Source organism: Streptomyces sp. NBC_00996, from assembly GCF_045162675.1.
Classification (GTDB): domain Bacteria; phylum Actinomycetota; class Actinomycetes; order Streptomycetales; family Streptomycetaceae; genus Streptomyces.
Genome location: NZ_CP108723.1, coordinates 10,055,621 through 10,082,015, shown reverse-complemented (window position 1 = coordinate 10,082,015; position 26,395 = coordinate 10,055,621). Strand labels below are relative to the sequence as shown.

Here is a 26,395-nt window from a genome sequence, read left to right as displayed (position 1 = left end):
AAGCCTCTGTCTAGAAGGTGAGCACGGGCTTGATGGTCTTGCCCGCGCTCATGTCCCGTACCGCCCGCTCGATGTCCGCGAACGGATAGTGGCTGATCAGCCGGTGCAGCGGGAGCCGTCCGTCCTGGACGAGCGCGACCAGCGCGGGGATGGAGGTCTGGGTCTCACTGTCGCCGAGAGTGAGACCCACGACCTTCTTGCCGGGCAGCAACGCGTTGACGTCCAGGGCGACTTCGGTGCCGAAGGGCGGTGCGCCGACGACGACGAGGGTGCCGCGCGGGGCGAGCGCGTCGGAACCCTTGCGCAGTACGGCGACACTGCCCGTGGTCTCCACGACCCCGTCGGCGCCCCGGCCGTCGGTGAGGGCAAGCACCGCCTCGGTGACATCGGCCTCGGCCGCGTTCACTGTGTGTGTGGCGCCCAACTCCCGTGCCAGTTCAAGCCGTTCGGCAATCTTGTCCACAGCGATGACCGTGATCGCGGGGGTGAGGGCCGCCGCCATCACCGCGGACAGGCCGACGGCTCCGGCGCCCAGGACGACGAGGCTGCTGCCCGCTTCGGGCTTCAGTACGTTCCAGACGGCGCCCACTCCGGTCTGCACCCCGCAGCCCAGTGGAGCGATGGACTCCAGCTGGACGTTCGGATCGACTTTCACCAGGCTGCGCTCGTCCACGAGCGCCCGTTCCGCGAAGGACGACTGTCCGAAGAAGTGGCCGCCGAGCGGCACCCCGTCGCGGCTGAGCGTGCTGGTGCCGTCGGCGCGCCGACCGCCGATGAGGTTCAGCGGCAGCCAGGTGGCGCAGTACGCGGGGTGTCCGTCACGGCAGTTGTGACAGCCGCCGCAGGAGGTGAAGGACAGGACGACATGGTCACCGGGGGCAACACCGGTGACATGGAGGCCGACGGCCTCGACGACTCCCGCTCCCTCGTGCCCCAGGACTCCGGGCAGCGGGAAGGGCAGACCGCCGCTCGCCACACCCAGGTCGGTGTGGCACAGGCCGGTCGCCACCATACGGACGAGGGCCTCGCCGGGGCCGGGCTCGTCCAGTTCGACGTCGGTGAGGGTGAACGGCGCTCCCCCGGACTCGACCACGGCGGCGCGCGTAGTGCTGGACATCGCATGAACTCCTTTGCGGGGGCGCTCAGTCGAGCGAGACGACGACGGACTTGACCTTGGTGTAGGCGGCGAGCGCCTCGGGCCCGTACTCCCGGCCGAAGCCGGAGTCCTTGACCCCGCCGAAGGGAACCGCGGGGTCGAGCATCGCCCAGTCGTTGATCCAGACGATGCCCGCCTGCAGCCGGTCGGCGACGCGGTGCGCGCGGGTCAGGTCGGTGGTCTGGATGCCCGAAGCCAGACCGTACGGCGTGGAGTTGGCCAGCCCGACGGCCTCGTCCTCGGAGTCGAAGGCCTGCACGGTGAGGACGGGGCCGAAGATCTCCTCCTGGATGACGCGGGAGTCGGCCGCGAGGTCGGCGATCACGGTGGGCCTGTAGTAGTAGCCGCCGTTCAGGTCGAGGCGCTCACCGCCGCAGACGATGCGACCGCCCTCCTTGCGGGCCAGGGCGACGTACTCCTCGACCTTCTTCAGGTGCTTGTCCCCCGCCATCGGGCCGACGACCGTGGCCGCGTCCCGGGGATCGCCGACCGGAACTCCGGGGACCGCGTCGGCGAGGATGCCCAGCAGGGTGCCATACGCGGAGCGCTCCACCAGCAGGCGCGGCCCGCCCATGCAGAACTGCCCGGTGTTGAAGACGAAGCCCTTGATGACCGCGCCGACCGCTTTCTCCAGGTCGGCGTCCGCGAAGACGAGATGGGCCGCGTTGCCGCCCAGCTCCATGGTGACGGACTTGAGCGCCTCACCGGCGATGCTCGCGGCATGCCGCCCGACGGCGGTGGACCCGGTGAAGGCGACCTTGTCGATGCCGGGGTTGCGCAGCAGCGCCTCGCCCGCGACCGGGCCGCTGCCGGTGACGACGTTCACTACGCCGTCCGGGACGCCCGCCTCCTGGAGCAGCCGGGCCATGTACAGAGCACTGAGCGGGGTCTCGTCGGCGGGCTTGTGCACCACGGCGTTGCCGGCCGCCAGCGCCGGGGCGAGCTTCGAACTGGACAGGATCAGCGGGAAGTTGAAAGGAGTGATCGCGGCGACCACGCCGAGCGGTCCGCGGCGCGTGTACGCGAAGGCGTTGAGCGGGGTGTCGCGCGTGGCGCCGTCGAGGGTCTGGGCGAGCGCGGCGCAGTACTCGTACTCGTCCGCGGCGGTGAGCACGTCGACGGGGCCGCAGAGGGAGAGGGGTTTGCCGACGTCGAGGCTCTCCAGGACCGCCAGCTCGTCGGCGTTCGTGCGGATCAGCTCGGAGACGCGGTGCAGCACCCGGCCGCGCTCACGGCCGCTCATCGCGGCCCACGGGCCGTGGTCGAAGGCTTCCCGTGCGGCACGTACGGCCGCGTCGACATCGGCCGCGCCCGCCTCGGCGACGGTCGTGACCACCTGGCCGGTGGACGGATCGATCACGTCCGTACGCGCTCCGTCGGCCGCCTCGCGCCACTGTCCACCGATGAACAGCTGCCCGGGCCCACTCTCGAAGGTGGTCGTCATTGCCCACTCCTCAGCCTTGATCGCCAAGTTTTCAACCAACAGGATTCCTGTTGGTTGGCAGTCTCGTTACGGACAGGTTTCCTGTCAATGGCTTAGGCTGAACCCATGGTCGGCACCCAGGCAACCAAGGCACCCCCGTCACTGCTCTACATGGTCAAGCAGGTGGAACTCGTCGTTCGTTCACACCTCGACGAGCTGGTGAAACCAGCCGGCATCACCGCATTGCAGTACACCTCGCTCACCGTGCTGGAGCGGCACGACGGCCTGTCGGCGGCGCAGCTGGCGCGTGACTCGTTCGTGACGGCTCAGTCCATGGCCGATCTGGTGCGCTCACTGGAGAGTCGCGGACTGGTGCGCCGCGAGCGCAATCCACGCAACCGGCGCGAGCTACTGATTCTGCTGACCGACGAGGGACGCGAACTGCTCGCGCGGTTCGCCGGAGCCGTACGGGAACTGGAGGAGCGTATGGTCCGGGACCTCTCCTCGCACCAGACCGATCAGTTCCGTCAGGCGTTGTCCAAGGCGTGGCACGCGCTGTCGTGACGCGAGCACTCGCCCCCACGGCCCCACAGCACACCCACAGCGGGACGACTCGCCGCGCAAATCGAAGACATATGTCAACCGAACATGCTGGAATTCACTCCATCGAGGGTAACTTGCAGAGCAAGGAACGGTTTTGCAACCAAGGGTGCCTCGTTGGCGTGTCTACGCTCGCTTGACGCCGTCGCCCTGGCCCCCGGTGACCCTGGCCCCTGCTCTCGCGAGGCAGGTCAGCTGCCGGTTGGAGGTGATGACTTCGTGGCGCACGACCCCGCACCGCTCACCCGACATCTGTGCATTCACCAGGACCGCGGACACCTGGTGCTGGAGTTCCACGGGGAGATCGACATCCTCGCGGCCATGGAGATCACCCCGCTCCTGGACTCCGCGACCGGGGGCCCGGCACCGCAGGTCGTGATCGACCTGCGGCCCGTCGACTTCTTCGACTGCTCGGGCCTGCGCCTGCTCTACCGGGCCAGACGTCGTGTCCTCGCCCGGGACGGACGGCTGCACCTCGTCTGCACCCAGCCACTGATCCTGCGCATCCTCCGGGTGACCGGCCTCGCGCGTCTGCTGCCACCCTCCTCGTCGCTGGACGAGGCGCTGGCCCGACCCGAGGCCACGTCGGGTTCCGTGTGAGCGCTTGCGGCCCCCGGTGACTACTTCCGGATCTTTGTGACCTGCCCCGCCCCGACCGTCCTGCCGCCCTCGCGGATGGCGAACTTCAGCCCCTCCTCCATGGCGATGGGCTGGATCAACTGCACCTGCATGGTGGTGTTGTCGCCCGGCATGACCATGTCCGTGCCCTTGGGGAGGGTCACCACTCCGGTCACGTCCGTCGTACGGAAGTAGAACTGTGGCCGATAGTTGTCGAAGAACGGCGTGTGCCGACCGCCCTCGTCCTTGGACAGGATGTACGCGCGCGCCTCGAACTCCGTGTGCGGGGTCACCGAGCCCGGCTTGATGACGACCTGCCCGCGCTCCACATCCTCGCGCTTCACACCTCGCAGCAACAGTCCGACATTCTCCCCCGCCCGGCCCTCGTCGAGGAGTTTGCGGAACATCTCGATACCGGTGACGGTGGTCTTGGTCTTGTGCTCGTGGATGCCGATGATCTCGACCTCACTGTTGACCCTCAGCACACCGCGCTCGATGCGGCCGGTGACGACCGTGCCGCGGCCCGTAATGGTGAAGACGTCCTCGATGGGCATCAGGAAGGGCCGGTCGACATCGCGCACCGGCTCGGGCACGAACTCGTCGATCGCCGCGAGGAGTTCGAGGATGGACGCACTCCACTTCGGGTCGCCCTCGAGGGCCTTGAGCGCGGAGACCTGTACGACCGGGACGTCGTCGCCCGGGAACTCGTACTCGGTGAGCAGCTCGCGCACTTCGAGCTCGACGAGTTCCAGAATCTCCTCGTCGTCCACCATGTCGGTCTTGTTGAGCGCGACGACGATGTACGGGACGCCGACCTGGCGTGCGAGCAGGACATGTTCCTTGGTCTGCGGCATCGGCCCGTCGGTCGCCGCGACGACCAGGATCGCGCCATCCATCTGCGCGGCGCCCGTGATCATGTTTTTGATGTAGTCCGCGTGCCCCGGGCAGTCCACGTGTGCGTAGTGCCGGTTCTCCGTCTGGTACTCGACATGGGCGATCGAGATCGTGATACCGCGCTGGCGTTCCTCGGGAGCCTTGTCGATCTGGTCGAACGGCGTGTAGGGATTCAGGTCGGGGAACCGGTCGTGCAACACCTTGGTCATGGCCGCTGTCAGCGTCGTCTTACCGTGGTCGATGTGACCGATGGTGCCGATGTTGACATGCGGCTTGGTCCGCTGGAATTTCGCCTTCGCCACTGCAAGCCCTCCTGATCACCTGGGTGACGCCGAGCGTTGCTTCGCGGCTTGCCGGCCGAGCGCCGCACCGCCTACCCGGTGAGCCCGGCCGCCTTCCTGCCCGAGCCGACGGGCGGGAAGTTCCGCTCCTTCCTGTCTATTCGTTCGGAGGCGCGTCGAACAGGGCGCTGACGGACTCGCCGTTGTGAATGCGCCGCACCGCCTCGGCGAGCGCCGGGGCGATGGACAGGATGCGCAGCTTCTCCGTGTGCTCCTCGACCGGGACCGGCACGGTGTTCGTGCACACGATCTCCAGAACGTCCGGCTGCTCGCTGAGCCGCTTGAGCGCGCCTGCGGCGAACAGGCCGTGGGTGCAGGCGACCCGGATCGACCGGGGCCCCAACTCACGTAGCCGTTCAAGGAGTTCGAGGACGGTGCTGCCCTTGGCGATCTCGTCGTCCAGCACGATGACATCGCGCCCGCTGACGTCGCCGATGACGGAGCTGATGCTCACCCGGTCGTCGGCGAACCGCTGCTTGGCACCGGCGGCCACCTGGGCCCCGATCAGCCGTGCGAACGCCGCCGCTTCCTTGGCGTTGCCCAGGTCCGGCGACACCACCGTCGTACGGGAGAGGTCGTAGCCGCGGAAGTGCGCGGCCAGCTCCCGCAGGGCGTGCAGATGGTCGACCGGCACCGAGAAGAAGCCGTGCACCTGCGGCGAATGCAGCGTCATGGCCAGGACGCGGCTCGCCCCGGCCGCCACCAGCAGGTCCGCCACGAGCCGTCCGCCCATCGAGATCCGCGGCATGTCCTTCTTGTCCGAGCGGGCGTACGAGTAGTGCGGCATGACCACGGTGATCCGCCCGGCGGACGCGCCGCGCGCAGCGTCGCACATCATCAGCAGCTCGACGAGGTGCTCCTGCACCGGGGTGACCAACGGCTGCACCAGGAAGACATCGCGCTCGCGGCAATTGGCCTGGAGCTGCACCTCCAGGCAGTCGTTGGCGAACCGGCTGACGCGGGTCGGGCTGAGGGGCACACCGAGATGCGCGCAGAGCTCGGCCGCCAGCTCGGGATGGGCACTACCGCTGAACACGGCGATGTCACGCACGACCGCTCCTCGCATGATCGAACCGGGTCGCGTCGCCGGTTGGCATGATCGACCCGGGGTGCGTGCCTCATGCTACTGGGCACCCTTCGGCCGCTCGACCGGGGGGAAAACCGGTTGCGGGCGGCCACCCGGACCACGCCACCATGACGGTGCCAGTACCCCCTCGAATTCAGGAGAACGGAATGCGCCGATTCCTCGGAACTTCTCAGCGCCCCCACCGGACGACTGTTCTCGAGGACTCGACCACGCATGCATATCTTGAACATCGGAATTCTGGCCCACGTCGACGCGGGTAAGACCAGCCTCACCGAGCGGCTGCTGTTCGACGGCGGCGCCATCGACCGGCTCGGCAGCGTCGACGCCGGGGACACCCGTACGGACGACGGGGCGATCGAGCGGCAGCGCGGCATCACCATCCGCTCGGCCGTCGCCGCCTTCACGGTCCGGGATGTCTTCGGCGTCACAGACGTACAGATCAACCTGATCGACACCCCCGGGCACGCCGATTTCATCGCCGAGGTCGAGCGCGCCCTGGAGGTCCTGGACGGTGTGGTGCTGGTGCTCTCCGCCGTCGAGGGCGTCCAGGCACAGACGCGCGTGCTGATGAAGACCCTGCGGCGGCTCGGCCTGCCCACCCTCGTCTTCGTCAACAAGATCGACCGGGCGGGCGCACGGGAGGAGGGGCTTCTCGACGACATCCGGCGCCGCCTCACGCCGTACGTCGTCCCGCTCGCCCGCGTGACGGACATCGGCACCGGAACCGCCCGTGTGCTGCCGCGCCCGCTCGACGACCTCGCGGCCGGCACGCTCGCCGAGGTGGACTCCGGCATCCTGGCCGCGCTCGTGGACGGCCCGCCGCCCACGCCGGACGAGCTGTGGGCAGCACTGGCCGCGCGCACCGCCGACGGCTCCGTCCATCCGGTCCTGTTCGGCTCGGCGCTCGGCGGGCAGGGCGTGGCCGAGCTGATCGAGGTGGTGGTCCGGCTGATCCCCCGCCCGACGGTCCCCCGCGCCGGTGAACCACGCGGCACGGTCTTCGCCGTACGGCCCGGACCCGGCGGCGAGCGGACGGCGTATGTACGTCTGTACGAAGGAGAGGTGACGCGCCGCGAACGACTCACGTTCCTGCGCCGCGAGGCCGACGGCCGGACCACGCGGGTGCCCGGTCGGGCGCTCGGACTGGAGGTGATCGGGCAGCCCGAAGCCACCTCCCTCACCCCGGGGAACATCGCCGCGCTGCACGGCGTCGCCGGCATCCGCGTCGGCGACCGGCTCGGCGAAGCCACCGATCGCGCACCGCGGTTCGCGACCCCGACACTGGAGACGCTGGTACGGGCCAAGCACCCCGCCCAGGCCGCCCCGCTGCGCTCCGCCCTTCTCACCCTGGCCGACCAGGACCCGCTGATGCACGCCAGGCCCGCCGCGTCCGGCAGCACCGCGCTGCTGCTCTACGGCGAGGTCCAGAAGGAGGTCCTCGCGGCCACGCTCGCCCAGGACTTCGGCATCGAGGCCGACTTCGAGCCGAGCCGCGTGCGGTTCCTGGAGCGGCCGGAGGGCACGGGTGAGGCATACGAGGAGATCCAGCGCCACGGGCACACCGGGTTCTGGGCGACGGTCGGTCTGCGTATCGAACCGGGACCACGCGGCTCCGGCGGTGTCTTCAGCTACGAGACCGAGCTCGGCGCCCTGCCGCGAGCGTTCCACCAGGCGATCGAGGACACGGTCCACGCGACCCTGCTCACCGGTCCGCGGGGATGGCCGGTGACGGACTACCGGGTCACCCTCGTCCGCTCCGGATTCGCCGCTCCGATCAGCACGGCCGCCGACTTCCGCGGCCTCACCCCGTTCGTGCTGCGCCGCGCCCTGGAGCGGGCGGGGACACGGGTGTACGAGCCGTATCACGCGTTCGAGGTGGAGCTCCCGCTCGACGCGCTGGCGCCGGTGACAGCGCAACTGGCCGCCTTCGGCGCAGAGTTCAAGGAGACGACCGGAGGGCGCACCGCATGGCTGGTCACCGGCGAGCTGCCGGCCCGGCAGGTGCGGGACATCGAGCTGCGGGTGCCGGGACTGACACACGGAGAGGGGGTGTGGTGGTCGCGCCCGTCGGGCGACCACCCCCTTCGGGCCCTGCGCTAGGTGATCACTCCTGACGCAGGCCCTCGGTCGAGGAGAGGTCGGGCGCAACGACCTCATGCCCGGCGCGACGCAGCCGCTCGGCGGCGCGGAGTTCGGCTCGGCGCAGGCCGAGAACTGAGTGGCACAACGCGATGTGAACCATGGCGTCATCGTGCCGTGCCGCGACCCCGGACTGAGGCGACTGCCCGCTCCAGCGATGGCTGTGAGCAGCACATTCGATACACCCAGGGCCTGCGCCGACGCGGGTGGATCGTCCAGCAGATTCGGTACGGCGAGCAGACGCCGTGCACCCCCGGCGTACGGCGAACTGCGGTCGGCGCAGGGGTCATCGGTACCCGACTTGCCCCGTCGTTCCTCAATCAGTCAACAAAGCTGCCTGTCAAGGGACTTGGAGGGTACACGGACGGTTGAAAGGAGGACCGTCGACATGACGACGTCCATCAAGCGCATGCCCGGCTGGGCGAAGGTGGTCAGCGCGTTCGTGCTGGTACTCGTGGTGCTCTTCGCCGGGCTGCGGCTGGCCCTTTTGCCGGGGCTGCGCGATGTGTTCGGCACCGAGACGCACGACCGGTCGGGCCCCGCTCTCCTCAAATCGATCCAGGACATGAGCCGTTACGACGCCGCGTCGGGCAACTTCCAGGTGGTCGTGGACCTGGAGAAGGACGCCAAGTACCTGCCCGACGCGATCCGCGGCACCCGCACGCTGTACGTGGGGGCCGGGACTGTCGACGCGTATGTCGACCTCGGCACGCTGGGCGAGAAGGACGTGACGGTCAACGCCGACCGAACGTCCGCCACGCTCCGGCTGCCGCACGCGGCGCTGGGCAAACCCGCGCTCGACCCCGACCACTCCTACGCCGTCTCCAAACAGCGCGGTCTCCTCGACCGGATCGGCGACATCTTCTCCGACAACCCCAACGACGAGCGGGCCGTCCAGAAGCTCGCGGCCAAGCACATCGGCGACGCCGCGAAGGACAGCCGCCTCACCTCACGCGCCGAGGCGAACACCACCGGCATGCTGGAAGGCCTGCTGCGCTCCCTGGGCTTCACGGACGTGACGGTCACCTACGGTGCCTGAGCGTCCGAGGCCGACGTGGCCTCCCGGATGGCAGTCCGCTGCGGGCGGGCAGACCATGGAAGGGGCAAGGGAAGGGAGCCGTCATGCTCGAGATCAAGACGGTCGACAAGCCGGATGAACGGCGTGATTTCCCGCGCGGCCACCTCGAAGCGGTCCACATGACCGGGCTCGACTTCGCCGTGGGAACCTTCGAACCGGGCTGGCGCTGGTCCGAGTCGGTGGGCCCCCTCGTGGGAACCAAGAGCTGCGAGATCCACCACAACGGATATGTCGTCCAGGGAAGGATGCACCTCCGGATGGACGACGGCGGCGAAGGAGAAGTCGGCCCAGGCGATGTGTTCGTCTGCCCGCCCGGGCACGACGCATGGGTCGTGGGCGACGAGCAAGTGATCGTGTACGACTTCGCGGGAGGCATGGCAACGGATTACGCGAAGGCGGCGAACGACTAGGAACTGTGGTCCGTTTCTCGTAGACCCTCTCTGCGGGTCCTCTGTACCGGTCCGCTCTACGGGTCCTCTGTACCGGTCCGCCCTATGGGGCTTTCGTACACGTCTTCGTCGAAGCCGGGAGGCCGTCCGCCGCGTGAGCCTTCGCGTCGGCGGGCGGCCTGGCTTCTCTTTGGGCATGGAACAGCACTCGCCGCTCCCCCCCTCATCGACAAGGTCGCGGACCTCGCGGAGCCGCAGTACGCCCCGCACGCCACCATCAGCGCCTGGCCTCACCCGTCTTGCCGCCGAACGCCTCCTTCCGGATGAGGTCGAAGAAGCTCGGCGTCCCCTCCGTCGTGCGCACGTCGACATAGGCGTGCACATGCGGCCCCTCCACCGTCTGCCGCAGCAACGCGTGGGCGAGGTCGGCCCGCGCGGTGTACCGGCCGGGCAGGCGCGACACGCCGATCTCGTAGTCGCTGACCGCACCCGCGTCGAACAGGCCGCCCGGGCGGACGACCGTCCAGTCGAGGTCGGTAGCGCGGACGATCTCCTCCATACGCCGCATGTCCTCGTACACGGTGCGGCCCATGAACCGCACGACAGCCGGCTCGAGCACCTTCCGGAACAGCAGCCGCTCGCCCGGTGCCGGTGTCCCGAAGAGAACCGTGGAGGTCACGGCGGCGAGGCGTCGTACGCCGTGCTTGGTCATGGCCTGCGTGACGTGCGTGATTCCGGTGGAGTACACACTGACCCGATCACGGGTGTAGGGGACCCCGAGCGCAGAGATCACGGCGTCCTGACCGGCCACAGCGCGTTCCACCGCGTCGGGGTCGTACACATCCGCCTCGACCACCCGCACCCGCGGCCCCCTCACCGGAAAGTTCTCGGGCTGCCGGGTCACTGCGGCGACCGCGTGGCCTGCCGCGCTCGCCTGCTCGACGACCAGGCGCCCGGTCGGTCCGTTCGCTCCGAAGACGACGATGTTCATGGGGTTTCTCCCTCTGGCTTCCGACGGTTTCCGCGGACAGGAGGGCCGGGGCGGCCGGAGTGTGACACCGCAGAGAGTCTTTGAGACGCGGCCCACATTCTTGGGAGGTGTTCGGCCGCGCCCGGAGACGGGTTCGGCGTCGGTTCGTTCCTCAGGGGACGAAGCGCGGGGCAGCCCGCTCAGCCACCCAGAATCCCCGGCAGCGCCAGCGCCCCCGGCAGCATCGCGCCGACCAGCATCCAGGCGACGTAATCGCCGATGTGGCCGGACTGGAGGCGCCGCAGAGGGCCCGTCCAGGGCCGCTCGCCCAGCGGCGTCGGGCGGGTCACGGCGAGTGCGGCCAGCCCCAGGGCCAAGGCCGTGGAGGCGAGGCCGAGGAGCACTCCGGCGAGGGTCCAGTGCGGCGAGGTGGTCGCCCCGCCGGACCCTGCCTCGCTCACGCCGTGCCCCACCACTTCGGCGAAGCCGGGCGCCACGCCCACGGCGAGGGACGCGGCCAGCAGCAGCGCGGGGACCGAGGTCATCGTGTCCGGCACGTGCTTGAGCCGGTGCCGGGTCTCCGGTTCCTCGCCGGTGCCGGTGATCTCGTACGACGACTCCAGTCCCGCCGTGCCCGCGGAGACGACGCAGCCCACCGTCTCGGCGACCGCCCGCGGCAGCCGGCGGCCGCTCGCGACGAGCGGTGCGGCCCCGAGCAGTGGAAGTGCGACGAGCAGCGGCAGCAGGTGGTTCATCAGCCGCGCAGCTCCGTGAGTTCGTCCGGGTCGACGGTGCCGTGCCGTTTGGAGACCTGCATGACGAGGGCGAGCAGCAGCGCGGTGACGGTGGCACCGACGACCACGTCGGTCAGGGCGAGGGCCTGTACGACGGGGTCCACCACGGGCCGCGAGCCGGGCTTGATGTCGGAGAAGACGGGCGCTGTGCCGCCGTCGCGGTAGCCGACGGCCAGCGTGCCCTGCCGGCGCGAAGGCAAACCGGTCACGCGGCGGCGGGACGTCCGGGCCGTGCCCACCGTGCACGCGATCTGCTTCGGCGCGCGTGATCGGGCGGGAACTGGTGTGCTGGTACAGGGGCCGCCGTTCCCGATCCCGTTCCCGGAGAGATCCCGATGAGCACTTATCGAGCCGCGCAGGTGGCCGCCGTCGGCAGGCCGTTCGAGATGGTCCGGCGCGAGGTGCCGCAGCCGGGCCCCCGTCACGTACGAGTCGCCGTGGACGCCTGCGGCGTCTGCCACAGCGACTCCGTCTTCGTCGACGCCCAGGTGCCGGGCGTGCGGTTCCCGCTGGTTCCCGGGCATGAGATCGCCGGGCACATCGAGGAACTCGGCGAGGACATGCAGGACAGAGGCTGGCAGGTGGGCGACCGGGTGGCGGTCGGCTGGTTCGGCGGCAGCTGCGGCCACTGCACGCCCTGTCGGCAGGGCGACTTCATCGTGTGCCAGAACCTGAAGGTCCCCGGTTGGGCGTACGACGGCGGTTTCGCCGAGTCGGTGATCGCACCCGCCGACGCTCTCGCCCGGATCCCCGACGCGCTGGCGGCGCCCGATGCGGCACCGCTGGCCTGCGCGGGGGTGACCACCTTCAACGGGCTGCGGCGCAGCTCCGCCCGGCCGGGCGATCTGGTCGCCATCCTCGGCATCGGCGGTCTGGGCCACCTCGGGGTGAAGTACGCGGCCGCGATGGGCTTCGAGACCGTGGCCATCGCCCGTGGAGCCGACAAGGCCGACTTCGCCAAGCAGCTCGGCGCACACCACTACATCGACAGCACGGCGGACACCAGCGTCGCGGACGCGTTGCAGTCCCTCGGCGGTGCCAAGGTCGTCCTGGCCACGGCCGCCAACTCCGACGCCATCACGGCGACCGTGGACGGGCTGTCCCACCGGGGCGAGCTGGTGGCCGTCGGTGTGGACATGGAGCCGCTCGGGATCAGTCCGGTACAGCTGCTCATGAGCGGCAGGATCGTCCGCGGGCACCCGTCCGGCACCGCGCAGGACGTGCAGGACACCATGGCGTTCAGTGCCCTGCACGGGATCCGGCCGATGATCGAGCCCGTGCCGCTGGACCAGGCCGACGAGGCGTACCGGAAGATGATGTCCGGCGCCGCCCGCTTCCGCATGGTGCTGACCAACGGCTGACCTGGCACGCGCCGCCTTGATCTTCCTCGTCCCCGCACCCGCACCCACACACACGGGTGCGGGGACGAGGAAGTCGAACTCCTCCGGCCGGTCCGGAACAGCGGGTCCGGATTCGCTCCAGCGACGTCGTCGAGGCGGGAAAGACGAGGCGGGAAAGACGTGACGGAACCCGAGATCGACTACACAGCGGTCTTCCGGGCTCTTCCGGCGCGGCGGCACTGCTGACCCGCCCATTGCGCTCTGTGGACGCCGACGACGAGTTTCCTGCGCCTGCTGGACCGCACCCGCGAGCAAGTGGTCGGCCGCCATCTGACCGACCATCTGCCGACCACCCGAATGACCCCGCCGCGGCCGTCATCGGCCATCTTCAGGCGTCACTGAGCCGGGTGGCGGAAACCGGTCAGTACGACTCGGCGCTGGAGCGTCACGAGGTGGCGGACCCCGACCGAGGGCGCCCTCCTCGTGCTGCACTCCGACGGTCTGATCGAACGCCGCCGCGAGGACATCGACACCGGCCTCGCGCGGCTGGCCGGTTCGCCGCCGTGCCGCCGCCCCCGAAGCCCTCGCCGACGCCCTGCCGGCCGACCTGGTCCCGTCCGGCGGCGCCACCGACGACACGGCCCTGGTCATCGTGCGCCTTTGACCGGCCTGCCGCGGACAGGCAGGCAGGAGGGAGCCCTCCAGCGCGGCGGTGAGCTGCACGGTGGTGCACCTCTACGGCGGCGCCGAGGCCCTCCCGCGTGACGACTCGGCCTGATGCTGTCGCTCCCCGCCGTGCCGTTCGCATCGAAGCCTCCAGCCGGGGTAATCGCCCTTATCCAGACGGCAGTTGAAATCGGGAGGATCGCATGACGCTCTTCCGTACGGCGTTACGCACGCATGCCGCGAAATCCGGGCGTCGTCCGTCGGCGCCCCCGCGGGAGGCGAGGGCACTGCCCCTTCCCGTCCGACTCTTGGCCATGCTGTTCGCCTTCGCGGCCATGGTGGCTTTCGCGGTCGTGCTGGCCCGGCTGACGCTGGAGCCGTCCCCGGCGTCGGAGGCGCTGGTCCACAGCAATCTCCACCCGGGTCGGTCGCTGCACGCCTACCTCTCCCAGCCGGAACTGCGCGACGCCGTCAAGCAGATCGGCGGAAACCTGCTGCTCGGGGTGCCCTTCGGGGTGCTGCTGCCCGTGCTGGCCCCAAGGACCCGGGGAATCCTGCGCGTTCTCGCGCTCACCGCCGCGGTCATGCTGCTCGTCGAGCTGGTCCAGGGCGCGCTCATCAGTGGGCGCGCCTTCGACATCGACGATGTCATCCTCAACACGGCCGGGGCGCTGGTGGGCTATCTGCTGCTCGGGCGCCGGCTCGGCCGGGTGGTACACCCGCGCGACCGTCGTCGCACCCGTCGCGGCGCCGCGAAGGCCTGACATACGTCGTCACCAATCCCTCGCACGCGTTCTCGACGAACTCGCCCCAGCACGCTGAAGAGTTGGTCCGGACCAGACTCTTGACACCCCCTTACCTCACTTCTTAAATCAAGAGGCGAAGCATGCACCCCCCCACCTCAGTCGGCCCACCCGTCCACGGGGTCGCCGTACGGAAGAGAGAGTCATGGACTCCCCACGCCTGCTCCGACGATGTCTCTTCGCCGCACTGTCCGCCGTGCTCGTCGCGTTTGCCGCCGTCGCCCCCGTCCACGCGGGCTCCGCGACGACTGCGGCTGCTGCCGCCGTGACCTTCCAGGACAATTTCGACGGCCCCGCCGGTTCGGCCGTCGACTCGTCCAAGTGGCAGATCGAGACCGGCGACAACGTCAACAACCACGAGCGGCAGTACTACACGTCCGGCAACAACAACGCGGCCCTGGACGGCCAGGGCCATCTGGTGATCACCGCACGCAAGGAGAATCCGGCCAACTACCAGTGCTGGTACGGCACGTGCCAGTACACCTCGGCCCGGCTGAACACCTCCGGGAAGTTCACCTCGACGTACGGCCATGTCGAGGCCCGGATGAAGATTCCGCGCGGGCAGGGCATGTGGCCCGCGTTCTGGATGCTCGGCACACCGGTCAACTGGCCGGGCTCGGGCGAGATCGACGTCATGGAGAACGTCGGCTACGAGCCGTCGACCGTGCACGGCACGATCCACGGTCCCGGGTACTCCGGCTCGGGCGGCATAGGCGCCGCGTACTCCCTGCCGAACGGCCAGGCCTTCGCGGACGCCTTCCACACCTTCGCGGTGGACTGGGCGCCCGACTCGATCACCTGGACGGTGGACGGCACCGTCTACCAGCGGCGCACGCCCGCCGATCTGGGCAGCAGGACATGGGTGTTCAACAAACCCTTCTTCCTGATCCTCAACCTCGCCGTCGGCGGCTACTGGCCCGGAGATCCCGACAGCTCCACCTCCTTCCCGCAGCAACTCGTCGTGGACTCGGTGACGGTGACGACGAGCGACAGCTCCGGCGGCACCGGCGCTCCCGTCAAGGGCCTCGCGGGCAAGTGCGTGGACGTGGCGGGAGCGAACCCCGCGAACGGCACGCCCGTACAGCTCTACGACTGCAACGGCACCGCCGCCCAGAACTGGACGGTGTCCTCGGACGGCACGATGCGCGCCCTGGGCAAGTGCCTGGACGTCACCGGCAACGGCACGGCGGACGGCTCGACCGTCCAACTGTGGGACTGCACGGGCGGCCCCAACCAGAAGTGGGCCGTCAGCTCGGCCCACGACATCGTGAACCCCCAGGCCAACAAGTGCCTGGACGTCACAGGCAACAACTCGGCGAACGGCACACGGCTGCAGATCTGGACGTGTACCGGCGCGGCCAACCAGAAGTGGACGGTGGGCTGAGAAGACCGCTCGGGCGGGCGAGCGGAGGGTCCGGCGGGGTCGCCCCGGCCGGACCCTCCGTGCTGATCGGCGGACAGCCCCCAGGGTTCCTGACCGCCCGCCCGCGGCCCCCACCGCGGGCGGACGGATCCGGTCGGCCGGTGTCGGCCCGTCATGCAGCTCATGGGGTGGTGTGTGCACCAGGACGAGCCGTGCTGTCCGGCGGCGGTCCAGAAGCACACTTCTCCGGACGCGGGGGCGCCCGCCGCGGTGGCCGGGGCGGCGCCCATGAGGGCGGTGGCGGCCAGTGCGGTGGCGGCGAGGGTGGCTGTGGGCACGGCGAAGCCACGGAACATGCCGCCCCCGTCGGGAAGGGAGACGCCGGGGGCGGTGGTGATCGACCGGCGAGATCAACGTGCCCTGGCGGGAGCGGGCGCATGCGCGGTTCCCACCGAATAGTGATCTTTGCCGGGGCGCGGGTGCGTTTGTGCCCGCGCAGCTCACACCGGCGCGAAACCCGCAGGTCCGCGCGCTCCCGGAGCGCCACTGGACACCACGCCGGGACTCGACGCTCGCGCGGGCACGGCCGCGCGTCGCCGCGTCACGGCCGGATGCCCTGGGCCCCGGCCCGGCGCTTCCCGAATGCTCCCCGGCCCGCCCGAGCCCTGCCCGCTGTCAGCGGCGCGGTGTCCAGGTCAGCTTGTCGCCGCCCACCCACCGGACGACCTCCGGGTCGTCGAGGTCGTGGACGGTGATGCCGTAGGCCGCGGCGGTCTCCAGGACATCGGTGATCGCCTTCGCCTCGCCGACCACTTCGCCGTCGATCTCCATGATCCGGAACGGCGGCGTACCCGGCTGCACCCCGAGCACCATGATCCGTGGGTGGGAGATGTGGGGGCTCGCAATTTCGGTCATGAATAGAGCGTAGAGCGGTTACCCCGGGTCAGCCGTGGATCGGTTCCGGCACCCCCACCCCGGCGGCCCCACCTGCGGCCGGAGGGCCGGAATCGGCCTGTTCGCCCAGCCGGGTGAGCAGCCGGGGGACGCCCCTGCCGCAGGGACCGCTGTCGTCCGTCGTGCGAGCCCACGAGGCCTGGGCAACGCTTGAGGGAGCCGGAGCGAGGAGGCGCCGATGGACCCCGTCGAGGCCCTGGACCGGATCGCGTTCCTGCTGGAGCGGGCCCAGGCCCCCACGTATCGCGTACGTGCCTTCCGCACCGCGCAGGCCGTACTGGCCGCGCTGCCCGCCGACGAGGTGGCGGAGCGCGCCGCCGCCGGGTCGCTGGAGTCGCTCAAGGGCATCGGACCGAAGACGGCACAGGTGGTGCTCGAGGCGCTGGCCGGTGGGGCGCCCGGATACCTGGAGAAGCTGGAGCGCGAGAACGCGACGCCACTCGCCCATGGGGGTGAGCGGCTGCGGGCGTTGCTGCGCGGCGACTGCCACGTGCACTCCGACTGGTCGGACGGAGGCAGCCCGATCCAGGACATGGGCCGGGCCGCGGCGCGGCTCGGCCACGAGTGGGCCGTGCTCACGGACCACTCGCCGCGGCTGACCGTGGCGCGCGGGCTGTCCCCCGAGCGCCTGCGCCGGCAACTGGACGTGGTGGCGGAACTCAACGAGCAGTGGGCCCCCTTCCGGCTGCTCACCGGCATCGAGTGCGACATCCTCGACGACGGATCGCTCGACCAGGAGCCGGAGTTGCTGGACCGGCTGGACGTCGTTGTCGTGTCCGTGCACTCCAAGCTGCGCATGGACGCGAGGTCGATGACCCGCCGCATGGTCGCCGCCGTCCGCAATCCGCTGGCGGACGTCCTTGGGCACTGCACCGGTCGCCTGATCGGCGGACGCGGCCGGCCCGAGTCGGAGTTCGACCCGGACGCGGTCTTCACGGCCTGTGCGGAGTCCGGCACGGCGGTGGAGATCAACAGCCGGCCCGAGCGCCTCGACCCACCGCGCGACCTGCTGCGCCGAGCGGTCGACGCGGGCGTGCTCTTCTCCGTGGACACCGACGCGCACGCCCCCGGCCAGCTCGACTGGCAGATCCTCGGCTGCGCCCGGGCCGAGGAGTGCGGGGTGCCCGCCGAGCGCGTGATCACCACATGGACCGCGGAGGAGCTCCTGACCTGGGCCGCGGACCGGGAGAGTCCGGCACGTGCGGCAACTCCCTGACGTGGTCCCGTCGGATCTGATTTATTCGGCCCAGGACATCTCGTGGGTACGTGGAGAGGACAAGCCGTGAGTGAGGGCCGCAGCCCGGTGGACAGTTCGGCGAGGGTCAATACCGGCGTGGCACACAACGCCCGGGTCTGGAACTACTGGATCGGCGGCAAGGACAACTACGAGGTCGACCAGGTCGTCGGTGACCAGGTCGCCACGATGTTTCCGGTGATCCGGGACGTGGCCCGGGCGGATCGCGACTTCCTGGGCCGCGCGGTCCGGTATCTGGCGGCCGAACGCGGGGTGCGGCAGTTCCTGGACATCGGCACCGGACTGCCGACCTTGGACAACACCCACGAGATCGCCCAGCGGATCGCGCCCGAGTCGAGGATCGTCTACGTCGACAACGACCCCATCGTGCTCGCTCACGCCCGTGGCCTACTGACCAGCACGCCCGAGGGAACGACCGACTACATCGACGCCGATGTCCACCACCCGGACGACATCGTCGAGGGTGCCACCGAGTCCCTCGATCTCGGCGAACCCGTCGCGGTCATGATGCTGGGCATCCTGAACTTCGTGCTCGACACCGAGCAGGCGCAGGACATCGTGCGCCGGATCATGGCCGCGGCCCCCTCCGGCAGCTATCTCGCCCTCACCCACCCCACCACCGACCCCGATCTCGGCGGCGAGGGCAACATCGACGCCATGAAGTTCTGGAACGAGAACGCCACCCCGCCGATCACCGCCCGCAGCCGCGCGGAGATCACGGCCTTCTTCGACGGCCTGGAGCCGGTCGCGCCGGGCATCGTCTCGTGCTCCCTGTGGCGCGCCGAGTCCGGGTCTCCCGCGGCCGTGCCGCAGTTCGGCGCGGTGGCCAGAAAGCCCTGACCGTCGGGGCCCGTCGGGGGCGCGCAGTTCCCGGCGGCGCCCTGTCCCCGAGGCCGTGACGTACGTCACCACGCAAGCCGCCCCTCTCAAGGAACACTCCCCGGTAGTTTCCCGTTGAACGATCTGTGGGTGCGGATGGGACAGTGTCCCCGGGCCTCACCTTTGCTCACAGGGACGATCGTTCGGCTGAAGCCCTGTGGAGCCTTTCGCCGAGAGGCGACCGCCATCCGTGCCCACCACAGACGGCCCCGACCGAGATTCCCCCGTCCGGTCGGGGTCTTTTTCTTTGCCGAAGGGCGGCACGGCGGCGTCCGCTTGACTTCGAGTCCGCTCCAATTCGTAGCGTGCGACGCATGACCACTGCACAGCACAAGATCGGCTCGGGCTTCGGTGCCCGGAGCACCGCCGACGACGTCCTTGAGGGAATCGATCTCTCCGGAAAGCTCGCGATCGTCACGGGCGGCTACTCGGGCCTCGGCCTGGAGACCACGCGCTCTCTCACCAAGGCCGGCGCCCGAGTCGTCGTCCCCGCGCGGCGCCCGGCCGTTGCCCGCGAGGCGCTGGACGGCATCGAGGGGGTCGAGACCGACGAGCTCGACCTCGGCCATCTGGAGAGCGTGCGCGCCTTCGCCGACCGGTTCCTCGCCTCGGGCCGTGTCGTCGACATCGTGATCAACAACGCCGGGATCATGGCGTGCCCGGAGACGCGGGTCGGGCCCGGCTGGGAGGCCCAGTTCGCGACCAACCACCTCGGTCACTACGCGCTCGTCAACCGGCTCTGGCCCGCGATCGAGCCGGGCGGAGCGCGGGTCGTGTCCGTGTCGTCCACCGGTCACCACCTCTCCGGCATCCGCTGGGACGACGTGCACTGGCGGCACGGTTACGACAAATGGGAGGCGTACGGGCAGGCGAAGACGGCGAACGTGCTGTTCGCCGTGCACCTCGACAAGCTCGGCCGCAAGTCCGGCGTACGGGCCTTCGCACTCCACCCCGGCGGCATCCTCACTCCGCTGCAGCGGCATCTCCCCAGGCAGGAGATGGTCGAGCGCGGCTGGATCGACGAGAACGGCACCCTGCTGCACCCCGAGGCCTTCAAGACACCGGAGCAGGGCGCGGCTACCCAGGTCTGGGCCGCGACCTCGCCGCAGCTGGCCGGCATGGGCGGGGTGTACTGCGAGGACTGCGACATCGCCGAGCCCGCTCCGGCGGACGAGGAGATCCGGATCGGCGTCATGGACTACGCGGTCGACCCCGAACAGGCGGCGCGCCTGTGGGAGCTGTCGGCGGAGCTGACCGGGGTGAACGCGTTCGCGTGACCTTCGCTGGACGCCAGGCCTGACCTTCGCGGAACCCTGAGGCCTGACACGGCGTTCGCGGGAACTCCGGCCTGGCGTCGCGGGGCCTCAGGCCTGGCTGGCGTTCGCGGGACCTCAGGCCTGGCGTCGCGGGACCTCAGGCCTGGCGTCGCGGGGCCTCAGGCCTGGCTGGCGTTCGCGGGACCTCAGGCCTGGCGTCGCGGGACCTCAGGCCTGGCGTCGCGGGGCCTCAGGCCTGGCTGGCGTTCGCGGGAACTCCGGCCTGGCGTCGCGGGGCCTCAGGCCTGGCTGGCGTTCGCGGGACCTCAGGCCTGGCGTCGCGGGGCCTCAGGCCTGGCCTGGCGTTCGCGGGACTTCAGGCACGGGCCATGAACTCGCGCAGGTCCGCGGTGAGTTCCTCGGCGTGTGTGGCGAACAGTCCGTGGCCGGCGTTCTCGTAGACCTTGAGCGTGCTGTCTGGCAGCAGCGCCGCTGCCCGACGGCCGGTCAGGTCCAGGGGCGCCGACGCGTCATGCGTGCCGTGGACGACGAGAACCGGCAGGTCGAGCTTGGCCAGCTCGGGGGCGACGTTCAGAGTGACCACGAGGTCGCCCAGGGCGGCCCCGGCCCGTGCGGTCGCTCCGTGGCAGCGGTTGACCATGGACTGCACATACGCCTCGGAGAGGTCGTTCCCGGGGAGGTCGAGGGCGAAGAACGCGCGGGCGCCGTCCGCGAAGAACGCGGCCCGGTCGCGTCGGAACGTCTCGTTGCCGGCCTCGATGAGCGCCGGGTCGACGCCTCCGGGGTGGTCGGCGGACCGCGCGGGCCCCGGCGCCATGCCCGCGACCAGAGCGACCCCGGCCACCCGCTCCACACCGTGCCGGGTCAGGCAGCGCACGACTTCGGCGGTGCCCAGGGAGTGCCCGACGAGCGTGACCTCCCGCAGGTCGAGGTGGCGGAGCAGCCCGTCCACGTCGTCGGCGAGGCTGTCGAGGTCGAAGCCGCCCCACACATCGTCGGACCGGCCGTGCCCGCGCCGGTCGAACCCGACACACCGGTACCCGGCCTCGGCGAGCGGCAGCATCTGGTACTCCCACATCTCCGTACCGAAGTAGGAGCTGTTGACGAACACCACCACCTGTCCGGCAGCGGGACCGTAGTCGACGAAGTGCAGCCGGGCGCCATCGACGGGGCTCTCGAAGTACGGCATGGAAATCCTCCCGGAATCCGGTGACGGGCGTGTCGATCGGGTACGCCCTTCATGGTTCCGGGAGGCCGCAGGCGCGTCGATTACCTCACAGGTCATGCACCGCCCGCTCCGGCACCCTGCTGCCGCTGCTCCACCTGCTCACGCTGCGGAACCACCGTGTACTTCGGGTCCTCGGCCGAGGCGATCCCGGCGGCGAAGATGCCGAATCGCGTGCAGGCGGAGCCCGTGAGCAGGGCGAGGCCGGACAGCGCCGCGGCGGCGCGGCAGCGGCCGCCGAGGACGGCCCCGCCGAGGGCGCCGGCCACGGTGAGGGTTCGGGCCGTGCGCAGCAGCACGCCCGCCCTGCCCTCCCGGTAGGTCTCCGCGACGAGCCCGAGGCGCCGTTCCGCGGCCTCGGTGACCGCGGTCTCGGCGAGCGCTGCCAGCCCGCCGGCCCAGCGGGCGGGGGTGTTCTCGGAGGTCGGGCCGACCACCAGGGCCATGCCCGCGGCGGCGGCCGTCGCCGACGCGGCGAAGAGGTGGGGCAGTTCGCGGTGGGCGTCGTGCCACGCGGGCACTGCCGTGTCCGCCGCCAGGACTCCGGTGTACGCCGCGACGGCCGGTCCGAGGAGCGCGGCCGCGCCCGTCGCGGCGGCTCCGACGCGCGGCAGCCGGCCCGTCACCGCGCCGACCGCCGCCGCACCCGCCGCGGGCCCGTACAGGAACAGCAGCCAGGATCCGACGCTCATCGGCGAGGTGGGCTTGAAGACCCGGAGCATGTTCGCGAAGCGGTCCGGCCGTCCCAGGTCGTTGATGAGCGCGGCGGCGGAGAGCGAGACGGCCGCGAGCGAGGACACCTTCATCGCGGTCGCGGTGGTGGTACGCCCGGTCAGGTGGGCGCCCGCCGCGAGCACCGACCCGGCGCCCGCGAGGCCGCCGAGGAAGAAGTATCCGGCGATGTCCCGGGCGGCCCAGGCGGGCGCCTTGATGACGGGCCGGCCGTAATACGACTCGAACTCGGCCCGCGGGACCATGAGTTGCTCCCCGCGACCGCTGCGCCCGCGACCACTCCCCCGCCCGCGTCGCCGGGGTTCCTGCGGGCTCGCGCTCCTGGAGCTGGTCATCGGCGCCCCTTCCCGGCCAGGGCGAACGACAGCGCCACACCACCCAGCAGGGACAGGGCGGCCGCGCCCGCGTGCTTCCACATCGTGGGCAGGTCACGGGTGGTGACGACGGGGTCCGGGGGCAGTCCGTACACCTCGGGCTTGTCCAGGAGCAGGAAGAACGCGCCGTCGCCGCCCACCCCGTCCTCGGGGTCGTGCCCGTAGAGGTGGGCCTCGGTGACGCCGGCCTCATGGAGCTGGTCGACACGGAGCGCGGCGCGTTCGCGCAGCTCGTCCAGCGGGCCGAACTGGATGGACTCCGTCGGGCACGCCTTGGCGCAGGCCGGTTCCTGGCCGACGCCGAGCCGGTCGTAGCACATGGTGCACTTGAACGCCCGTCCGTCGGCGGGGCGTTGCTCGATGACGCCGTACGGGCAGGCGGGCACGCAGTAGCCGCAGCCGTTGCAGATGTCCTCCTGGACGACGACGGTGCCGAACTCGGTGCGGAACAACGAACCGGTGGGGCACACGTCCAGGCAAGCGGCGTGCGTGCAGTGTTTGCACACGTCGGACGACATCAGCCAGCGCATGCCGCCGTCCACCCCGGAATCGCCCTCTGCCAGCGGGAGTTGGGTACGTCCCTCCGGCTTCGGCTGCTCGATGAACGCCACGTGGCGCCAGGTGGACGCGCCGAGCGCCTGCGTGTTGTCGTACGACATGCCCGTGAGCGAGAGACCGTCCTCCGGGATCGCGTTCCACTCCTTGCAGGCCACCTCGCACGCCTTGCAGCCGATGCACACGGACGTGTCGGTGAAGAAGCCGACCCGTTCCTCGCTCATTTCCGGGCCTCCGTTCCGGTGGTTTCGGTGATGCCGGCGCGGCGGCGGTACTCGGCGACCAGGCGCGGCAGGTCGGGCCCGCGCGGTCGGCGGCCGGGGCGGATGTCGGCGGTCAGCGCCTTGTCCTCCTGGATGTGCGAGTCGGGGTCGAGCGCGATGGCGACCAGTTCGTTGACCGCGTCGCCGGTGGAGACGCCGTTGGGGCCCCAGTGGAAGGGCAGGCCGATCTGGTGGAGGGTGCGGCCGCGTACCGTCAGGGGCTGGATCCGCTCGGTCACCATGACGCGCGCCTCGATGGCGTTGCGCGCGGTGATGACGGTCGCCCAGCCACCGTGCTCCAGCCCCCGCTCGGCGGCCAGCTGCGGGGAGACCTCGCAGAAGAGCTCCGGTTGCAGCTCGGACAGATAGGGCGACCAGCGGCTCATGCCTCCTGCGGTGAAGTGCTCGGTCAGGCGGTGCGTCGTCACGACGTACGGGTAGACGTCCGCGCCCGGTTCGTCGCCGCTCGGGTGGTAGCGGTTGCCCTCGCGCGTCAGCAGTCGGCGTACCGGAGAGCGCGGTGTCGAGGGGTGCAGGGCGTTGGTGAACGGCGAGTCCTGCGGCTCGTAGTGGGTGGGCATCGGGCCGTCCTCCAGGCCCGCGGGCGCGTACAGCCAGCCTTTGCCGTCGGCCTGCATGATGAACGGGTCGTCGCCGCGCAGCGCGTCGGGTCCCCTCGCGTCCTCGTCCGGTACGAAGCCGGGGGCCCGGTCGGGTACGAAGTCGGGGATGTCGTGACCGGTCCACTTCCCGGCGTCCTGGTCCCACCAGACGTACGCCTTGCGCTCGCTCCACGGGGTGCCGTCGGGGGCGGCGGAGGCACGGTTGTAGAGGATGCGCCGGTTGGCAGGCCAGGCCCAGGCCCATTCGGCGGCCACCCAGTCCTGTTCGGACCCGGGCTTCTTGCGGGCCGCCTGGTTGACGCCGTCGGCGTACACCCCGCAGTAGATCCAGCAGCCGCAGCGCGTCGAGCCGTCGTCCTCGAGTTCGGTGTACGCGCTGAGCGGACTCCCGTCCGGGCCATGGCCGTTGATCTCGGCGAGCACGGCGTCGGCGACGGGCTCCCGCAGCGGTCCGCTCACCGGGTACTTCCAGGTCAGGTCGAGGATCGGCCGGTCCATCGGGTCCGTCGACCCGGCCAGCCCCTCCTTGATGCGGCGCCCGAGGTGGTACATGAACCACAGGTCGCTGCGCGCGTCGCCCTCGGGCTCGACGGCCGCGTGGTGCCACTGCACCCAGCGGTTGGTGTTGGTGAAGGAGCCGGACTTCTCGGTGTGGGCGGCGGCCGGGAAGAAGAAGACCTCCGTGCCGATGTCCTCCGTGCGCAGCTCGCCGCTCTCGATCTCGGGACCGTCCTGCCACCAGGTCGCGGACTCGATGAGCGAGAAGTCGCGGACGACCAGCCAGTCGAGGTTGGCCATGCCGAGGCGTTGCAGGCGTGTGTTCGCGGACCCGACGGCCGGGTTCTCGCCCATCAGGAAGTAGCCCTTGCAGACCCCGTCGAGCTGGGCCATGACCGTCTCGTACGTGGAGTGGGAGCCGGTCAGGCGTGGGAGGTGGTCGAAGCAGAAGTCGTTCTCGGGGGTGGCCGCGTCGCCGTAGTAGGCCTTCAGCAGGCTGACGAAGTAGGCCCGCATGTTCGCCCAGAAGCCCTTCTCGGTGCGGCTCGCGGAGACGAACGCGTCGAGGTCCATGTCCGCGTGGGCGTGCGGCATGGGCAGATAGCCGGGCAGCAGGTTGAAGAGGGTCGGGATGTCGCTGGAGCCCTGGATGGAGGCGTGGCCGCGCAGGGCCTGGATGCCGCCGCCGGGGCGGCCGATGTTGCCGAGCAGCAGCTGCAGGATGCTCGCGGCACGGATGTACTGGGAGCCGACCGTGTGCTGGGTCCAGCCGACGGCGTAGGCGAAGGCACTGGTGCGCTCGCGTCCCGAGTTGGACGTCAGCTCGTCGCAGACGCGCAGGAAGGTCGCGCGGGGTATGCCGCAGACCTCCTCGACCATCTCGGGGGTGTAGCGGGCGAAGTGCCGTTTGAGGACCTGGTAGACGCAGCGCGGGTGCTGGAGGGTGGGGTCGGTGGGCGCGTGGTGGCCGGTGCGGGCGCCGCCGGAGCCGTGGGCTTCGGGCCCGGCGGCCGAGCGCACCCGGTCCTCGTACTGTTCATCGACCTCGCCCGTCGGCTGCTGCACCTCCACGCCCTCGTACTGCCAGCTGTGCGGGTCGTAGTGCCGCTTGTCCTCGTCGAACCCGGAGAAGACTCCGTCGAGGTCCTCGGTGTCGCGGAAGTCCTCGCTCACCAGGGTGGCGGCGTTGGTGTAGTTGAGGACGTATTCGCGGAAGTCCTTCTCCTCGGTCAGGACGTGGTTGATGATCCCGCCGAGGAAGGCGATGTCGCTGCCCGCGCGGATCGGGACGTACAGGTCGGCGAGTGCGCTGGTGCGGGTGTAGCGCGGGTCGACATGGATGATGCGGGCGCCGCGGGCCTTGGCCTCCATCACCCACTGGAAACCGACCGGGTGGGCCTCGGCGTAGTTGGATCCCTGGATGACGATGCAGTCGGAGTGCTGGAGGTCCTGCATGAAGGTGGTGGCGCCACCGCGGCCGAAGGAGGTGCCGAGTCCGGCGACGGTGGAGCTGTGGCAGACCCGGGCCTGGTTCTCCACCTGGACCACGCCGAGGCCGGTCAGCAGCTTCTTGATGAGGTAGTTCTCCTCGTTGTCGAGGGTCGCCCCGCCCAGGCTGGCGATGCCCATCGTGCGGGCCGTGCGGACGCCGTCGCGCTCCCACTCCCAGCTCTCGCGCCGGGTCCGGATCACTCGGTCGGCGACCATGTCCATGGCCGTCTCCAGGTCGAGGGGCTCCCAGTCCGTGCCGTACGGGCGTCGGTACAGCACCTGGTGGCGTCGGGCCGGGCCGGTGGTGAGCTGCAGGGTCGCGGACCCCTTCGGACAGAGGCGGCCGCGGCTGACCGGGGAGTCCGGGTCGCCCTCGATCTGGACGACCTTGTCGTCCTTGACGTACACCTGTTGGCCGCAGCCGACCGCGCAGTACGGGCAGATGGACTGCGTCACCCGTTCGGCGGTGTCGATGCGCGGCCGGAGCTGCTCGGTGCGCCGGGACTTCGCGGCGGCACCCCGGCCCAGACGGTCCTCGCCGGTGAGCTGACGGTAGACGGGCCAGCTGCGGAACCGGTCGGTCAAGCCCATGAGGTCTCCCTGAGGTC

General features: G+C 70.4%; 23 protein-coding genes and 2 pseudogenes. 12 read left to right on the top strand and 13 right to left on the bottom strand.

What is annotated here, in order from left to right; genetic code table 11:
• Positions 1-10: 10 nt before the first annotated feature.
• Entirely contained in the window at positions 11-1,117 is a 1,107-nt protein-coding gene (locus OG390_RS46645) for an NAD(P)-dependent alcohol dehydrogenase (protein ID WP_406176563.1), read from the bottom strand.
• 25 nt (positions 1,118-1,142) lie between these two features.
• Positions 1,143-2,600 (bottom strand): aldehyde dehydrogenase family protein, encoded by a 1,458-nt coding sequence (locus OG390_RS46640; RefSeq protein ID WP_406176561.1) that lies wholly within the window; start codon positions 2,598-2,600, stop codon positions 1,143-1,145.
• A 105-nt stretch (positions 2,601-2,705) separates the two neighbouring features.
• Here OG390_RS46640 and OG390_RS46635 point away from each other — a divergent pair, with 105 nt between their 5' ends.
• A complete protein-coding gene (locus OG390_RS46635; protein WP_406176559.1) occupies positions 2,706-3,143 on the top strand; it encodes a MarR family winged helix-turn-helix transcriptional regulator in 438 nt (145 codons plus the stop codon).
• Between the two features lie 255 nt (positions 3,144-3,398).
• The gene (locus OG390_RS46630) at positions 3,399-3,779 is read left to right on the top strand and encodes an anti-sigma factor antagonist (protein WP_406176557.1); all 381 of its coding nucleotides are present in this window, start codon (positions 3,399-3,401) and stop codon (positions 3,777-3,779) included.
• Positions 3,780-3,799: 20 nt separating this feature from the next.
• On the opposite strand, the gene tuf is transcribed toward OG390_RS46630, so the two are convergent.
• A complete protein-coding gene (gene tuf, locus OG390_RS46625; RefSeq protein ID WP_406176555.1) occupies positions 3,800-4,993 on the bottom strand; it encodes an elongation factor Tu in 1,194 nt (397 codons plus the stop codon).
• Between the two features lie 136 nt (positions 4,994-5,129).
• Positions 5,130-6,083: a ribose-phosphate diphosphokinase gene (locus tag OG390_RS46620; RefSeq protein WP_399086537.1), complete on the bottom strand. Its 954-nt coding sequence runs from the start codon at positions 6,081-6,083 to the stop codon at positions 5,130-5,132.
• A gap of 249 nt (positions 6,084-6,332) precedes the next feature.
• On the opposite strand from OG390_RS46620, the gene otr(A) reads away from it, so the two are divergent.
• Positions 6,333-8,219, top strand: a complete 1,887-nt coding sequence (gene otr(A), locus OG390_RS46615) for a tetracycline resistance ribosomal protection protein Otr(A) (protein WP_406176553.1) — start codon at positions 6,333-6,335, stop codon at positions 8,217-8,219.
• 4 nt (positions 8,220-8,223) lie between these two features.
• Here the strand turns inward: otr(A) and OG390_RS46610 are convergent, their stop codons facing one another.
• The gene (locus OG390_RS46610; RefSeq protein ID WP_406176551.1) at positions 8,224-8,361 is read right to left on the bottom strand and encodes a hypothetical protein; all 138 of its coding nucleotides are present in this window, start codon (positions 8,359-8,361) and stop codon (positions 8,224-8,226) included.
• 285 nt (positions 8,362-8,646) lie between these two features.
• On the opposite strand from OG390_RS46610, the gene OG390_RS46605 reads away from it, so the two are divergent.
• Both OG390_RS46605 and OG390_RS46600 read left to right on the top strand, forming a co-directional pair.
• Positions 8,647-9,297, top strand: coding sequence for a DUF4230 domain-containing protein (locus OG390_RS46605; protein ID WP_406176549.1), 651 nt, complete (start codon positions 8,647-8,649; stop codon positions 9,295-9,297).
• 83 nt (positions 9,298-9,380) lie between these two features.
• Entirely contained in the window at positions 9,381-9,746 is a 366-nt protein-coding gene (locus OG390_RS46600; protein WP_406176547.1) for a cupin domain-containing protein, read from the top strand.
• A 256-nt stretch (positions 9,747-10,002) separates the two neighbouring features.
• On the opposite strand, the gene OG390_RS46595 is transcribed toward OG390_RS46600, so the two are convergent.
• The 3 genes and pseudogenes from OG390_RS46595 to OG390_RS46585 all read right to left on the bottom strand — a co-directional run.
• Positions 10,003-10,716, bottom strand: a complete 714-nt coding sequence (locus tag OG390_RS46595; RefSeq protein ID WP_406176545.1) for an NAD(P)-dependent oxidoreductase — start codon at positions 10,714-10,716, stop codon at positions 10,003-10,005.
• Between the two features lie 179 nt (positions 10,717-10,895).
• A complete protein-coding gene (locus tag OG390_RS46590; protein ID WP_406176543.1) occupies positions 10,896-11,450 on the bottom strand; it encodes a hypothetical protein in 555 nt (184 codons plus the stop codon).
• Positions 11,450-11,665, bottom strand: a pseudogene (locus tag OG390_RS46585) (sodium:proton antiporter); the annotation flags it as partial. The pseudogene OG390_RS46585 and the gene OG390_RS46590, both read right to left, overlap by 1 nt.
• 159 nt (positions 11,666-11,824) lie before the next feature.
• On the opposite strand from OG390_RS46585, the gene OG390_RS46580 reads away from it, so the two are divergent.
• The 4 genes and pseudogenes from OG390_RS46580 to OG390_RS46565 all read left to right on the top strand — a co-directional run bounded on the left by OG390_RS46580 (position 11,825) and on the right by OG390_RS46565 (position 15,682).
• Positions 11,825-12,850, top strand: coding sequence for an alcohol dehydrogenase (locus tag OG390_RS46580; protein ID WP_406176542.1), 1,026 nt, complete (start codon positions 11,825-11,827; stop codon positions 12,848-12,850).
• A gap of 444 nt (positions 12,851-13,294) precedes the next feature.
• Positions 13,295-13,493, top strand: a pseudogene (locus OG390_RS46575) (SpoIIE family protein phosphatase); the annotation flags it as partial.
• A gap of 205 nt (positions 13,494-13,698) precedes the next feature.
• Complete coding sequence (locus OG390_RS46570; RefSeq protein WP_406176540.1) at positions 13,699-14,259, top strand: VanZ family protein; 561 nt, start codon at positions 13,699-13,701, stop codon at positions 14,257-14,259.
• Between the two features lie 184 nt (positions 14,260-14,443).
• Positions 14,444-15,682 carry an RICIN domain-containing protein gene (locus OG390_RS46565; RefSeq protein WP_406176539.1) on the top strand — a complete coding sequence of 413 codons (1,239 nt, stop codon included), beginning with the start codon at positions 14,444-14,446 and terminating at the stop codon, positions 15,680-15,682.
• Positions 15,683-16,336: 654 nt separating this feature from the next.
• Here OG390_RS46565 and OG390_RS46560 read toward each other — a convergent pair.
• Positions 16,337-16,576, bottom strand: a complete 240-nt coding sequence (locus tag OG390_RS46560) for a hypothetical protein (RefSeq protein ID WP_399086581.1) — start codon at positions 16,574-16,576, stop codon at positions 16,337-16,339.
• Between the two features lie 217 nt (positions 16,577-16,793).
• Between OG390_RS46560 and OG390_RS46555 the strand changes: the two genes are divergently transcribed.
• From OG390_RS46555 to OG390_RS46545, 3 genes are all read left to right on the top strand, one after another.
• On the top strand, positions 16,794-17,831 hold the full coding sequence (locus OG390_RS46555; RefSeq protein WP_406176537.1) for a PHP domain-containing protein: 1,038 nt from the start codon (positions 16,794-16,796) through the stop codon (positions 17,829-17,831).
• A 66-nt stretch (positions 17,832-17,897) separates the two neighbouring features.
• Positions 17,898-18,710, top strand: a complete 813-nt coding sequence (locus tag OG390_RS46550; protein ID WP_406176536.1) for an SAM-dependent methyltransferase — start codon at positions 17,898-17,900, stop codon at positions 18,708-18,710.
• 353 nt (positions 18,711-19,063) lie between these two features.
• Positions 19,064-20,026 (top strand): SDR family NAD(P)-dependent oxidoreductase, encoded by a 963-nt coding sequence (locus OG390_RS46545; protein WP_406176534.1) that lies wholly within the window; start codon positions 19,064-19,066, stop codon positions 20,024-20,026.
• A 355-nt stretch (positions 20,027-20,381) separates the two neighbouring features.
• On the opposite strand, the gene OG390_RS46540 is transcribed toward OG390_RS46545, so the two are convergent.
• The 4 genes from OG390_RS46540 to fdh all read right to left on the bottom strand — a co-directional run bounded on the left by OG390_RS46540 (position 20,382) and on the right by fdh (position 26,378).
• A complete protein-coding gene (locus OG390_RS46540) occupies positions 20,382-21,215 on the bottom strand; it encodes an alpha/beta fold hydrolase (RefSeq protein WP_406176532.1) in 834 nt (277 codons plus the stop codon).
• Between the two features lie 92 nt (positions 21,216-21,307).
• The gene (nrfD, locus tag OG390_RS46535) at positions 21,308-22,228 is read right to left on the bottom strand and encodes an NrfD/PsrC family molybdoenzyme membrane anchor subunit (protein ID WP_406176531.1); all 921 of its coding nucleotides are present in this window, start codon (positions 22,226-22,228) and stop codon (positions 21,308-21,310) included.
• 86 nt (positions 22,229-22,314) lie between these two features.
• Positions 22,315-23,136, bottom strand: coding sequence for a 4Fe-4S dicluster domain-containing protein (locus OG390_RS46530; RefSeq protein ID WP_406176529.1), 822 nt, complete (start codon positions 23,134-23,136; stop codon positions 22,315-22,317).
• Positions 23,133-26,378 (bottom strand): formate dehydrogenase, encoded by a 3,246-nt coding sequence (gene fdh, locus OG390_RS46525; protein ID WP_406176527.1) that lies wholly within the window; start codon positions 26,376-26,378, stop codon positions 23,133-23,135. The genes OG390_RS46530 and fdh overlap by 4 nt, the downstream gene beginning before the upstream one ends.
• Between the last annotated feature and the right edge of the window lie 17 nt (positions 26,379-26,395).

What these genes read in the sequence shown, in the direction of transcription:
- OG390_RS46645 (WP_406176563.1), bottom strand. Translation starts at nt 1,117, where the DNA reads ATGTCCAGCACTACGCGCGCCGCCGTGGTCGAGTCCGGGGGAGCGCCG.
- OG390_RS46640 (WP_406176561.1), bottom strand. Translation starts at nt 2,600, where the DNA reads ATGACGACCACCTTCGAGAGTGGGCCCGGGCAGCTGTTCATCGGTGGA.
- OG390_RS46635 (WP_406176559.1), top strand. Translation starts at nt 2,706, where the DNA reads ATGGTCGGCACCCAGGCAACCAAGGCACCCCCGTCACTGCTCTACATG.
- OG390_RS46610 (WP_406176551.1), bottom strand. Translation starts at nt 8,361, where the DNA reads ATGGTTCACATCGCGTTGTGCCACTCAGTTCTCGGCCTGCGCCGAGCC.
- OG390_RS46605 (WP_406176549.1), top strand. Translation starts at nt 8,647, where the DNA reads ATGACGACGTCCATCAAGCGCATGCCCGGCTGGGCGAAGGTGGTCAGC.
- OG390_RS46600 (WP_406176547.1), top strand. Translation starts at nt 9,381, where the DNA reads ATGCTCGAGATCAAGACGGTCGACAAGCCGGATGAACGGCGTGATTTC.
- OG390_RS46595 (WP_406176545.1), bottom strand. Translation starts at nt 10,716, where the DNA reads ATGAACATCGTCGTCTTCGGAGCGAACGGACCGACCGGGCGCCTGGTC.
- OG390_RS46590 (WP_406176543.1), bottom strand. Translation starts at nt 11,450, where the DNA reads ATGAACCACCTGCTGCCGCTGCTCGTCGCACTTCCACTGCTCGGGGCC.
- OG390_RS46580 (WP_406176542.1), top strand. Translation starts at nt 11,825, where the DNA reads ATGAGCACTTATCGAGCCGCGCAGGTGGCCGCCGTCGGCAGGCCGTTC.
- OG390_RS46570 (WP_406176540.1), top strand. Translation starts at nt 13,699, where the DNA reads ATGACGCTCTTCCGTACGGCGTTACGCACGCATGCCGCGAAATCCGGG.
- OG390_RS46565 (WP_406176539.1), top strand. Translation starts at nt 14,444, where the DNA reads ATGGACTCCCCACGCCTGCTCCGACGATGTCTCTTCGCCGCACTGTCC.
- OG390_RS46560 (WP_399086581.1), bottom strand. Translation starts at nt 16,576, where the DNA reads ATGACCGAAATTGCGAGCCCCCACATCTCCCACCCACGGATCATGGTG.
- OG390_RS46555 (WP_406176537.1), top strand. Translation starts at nt 16,794, where the DNA reads ATGGACCCCGTCGAGGCCCTGGACCGGATCGCGTTCCTGCTGGAGCGG.
- OG390_RS46545 (WP_406176534.1), top strand. Translation starts at nt 19,064, where the DNA reads ATGACCACTGCACAGCACAAGATCGGCTCGGGCTTCGGTGCCCGGAGC.
- OG390_RS46540 (WP_406176532.1), bottom strand. Translation starts at nt 21,215, where the DNA reads ATGCCGTACTTCGAGAGCCCCGTCGATGGCGCCCGGCTGCACTTCGTC.
- nrfD (WP_406176531.1), bottom strand. Translation starts at nt 22,228, where the DNA reads ATGGTCCCGCGGGCCGAGTTCGAGTCGTATTACGGCCGGCCCGTCATC.
- OG390_RS46530 (WP_406176529.1), bottom strand. Translation starts at nt 23,136, where the DNA reads ATGAGCGAGGAACGGGTCGGCTTCTTCACCGACACGTCCGTGTGCATC.
- fdh (WP_406176527.1), bottom strand. Translation starts at nt 26,378, where the DNA reads ATGGGCTTGACCGACCGGTTCCGCAGCTGGCCCGTCTACCGTCAGCTC.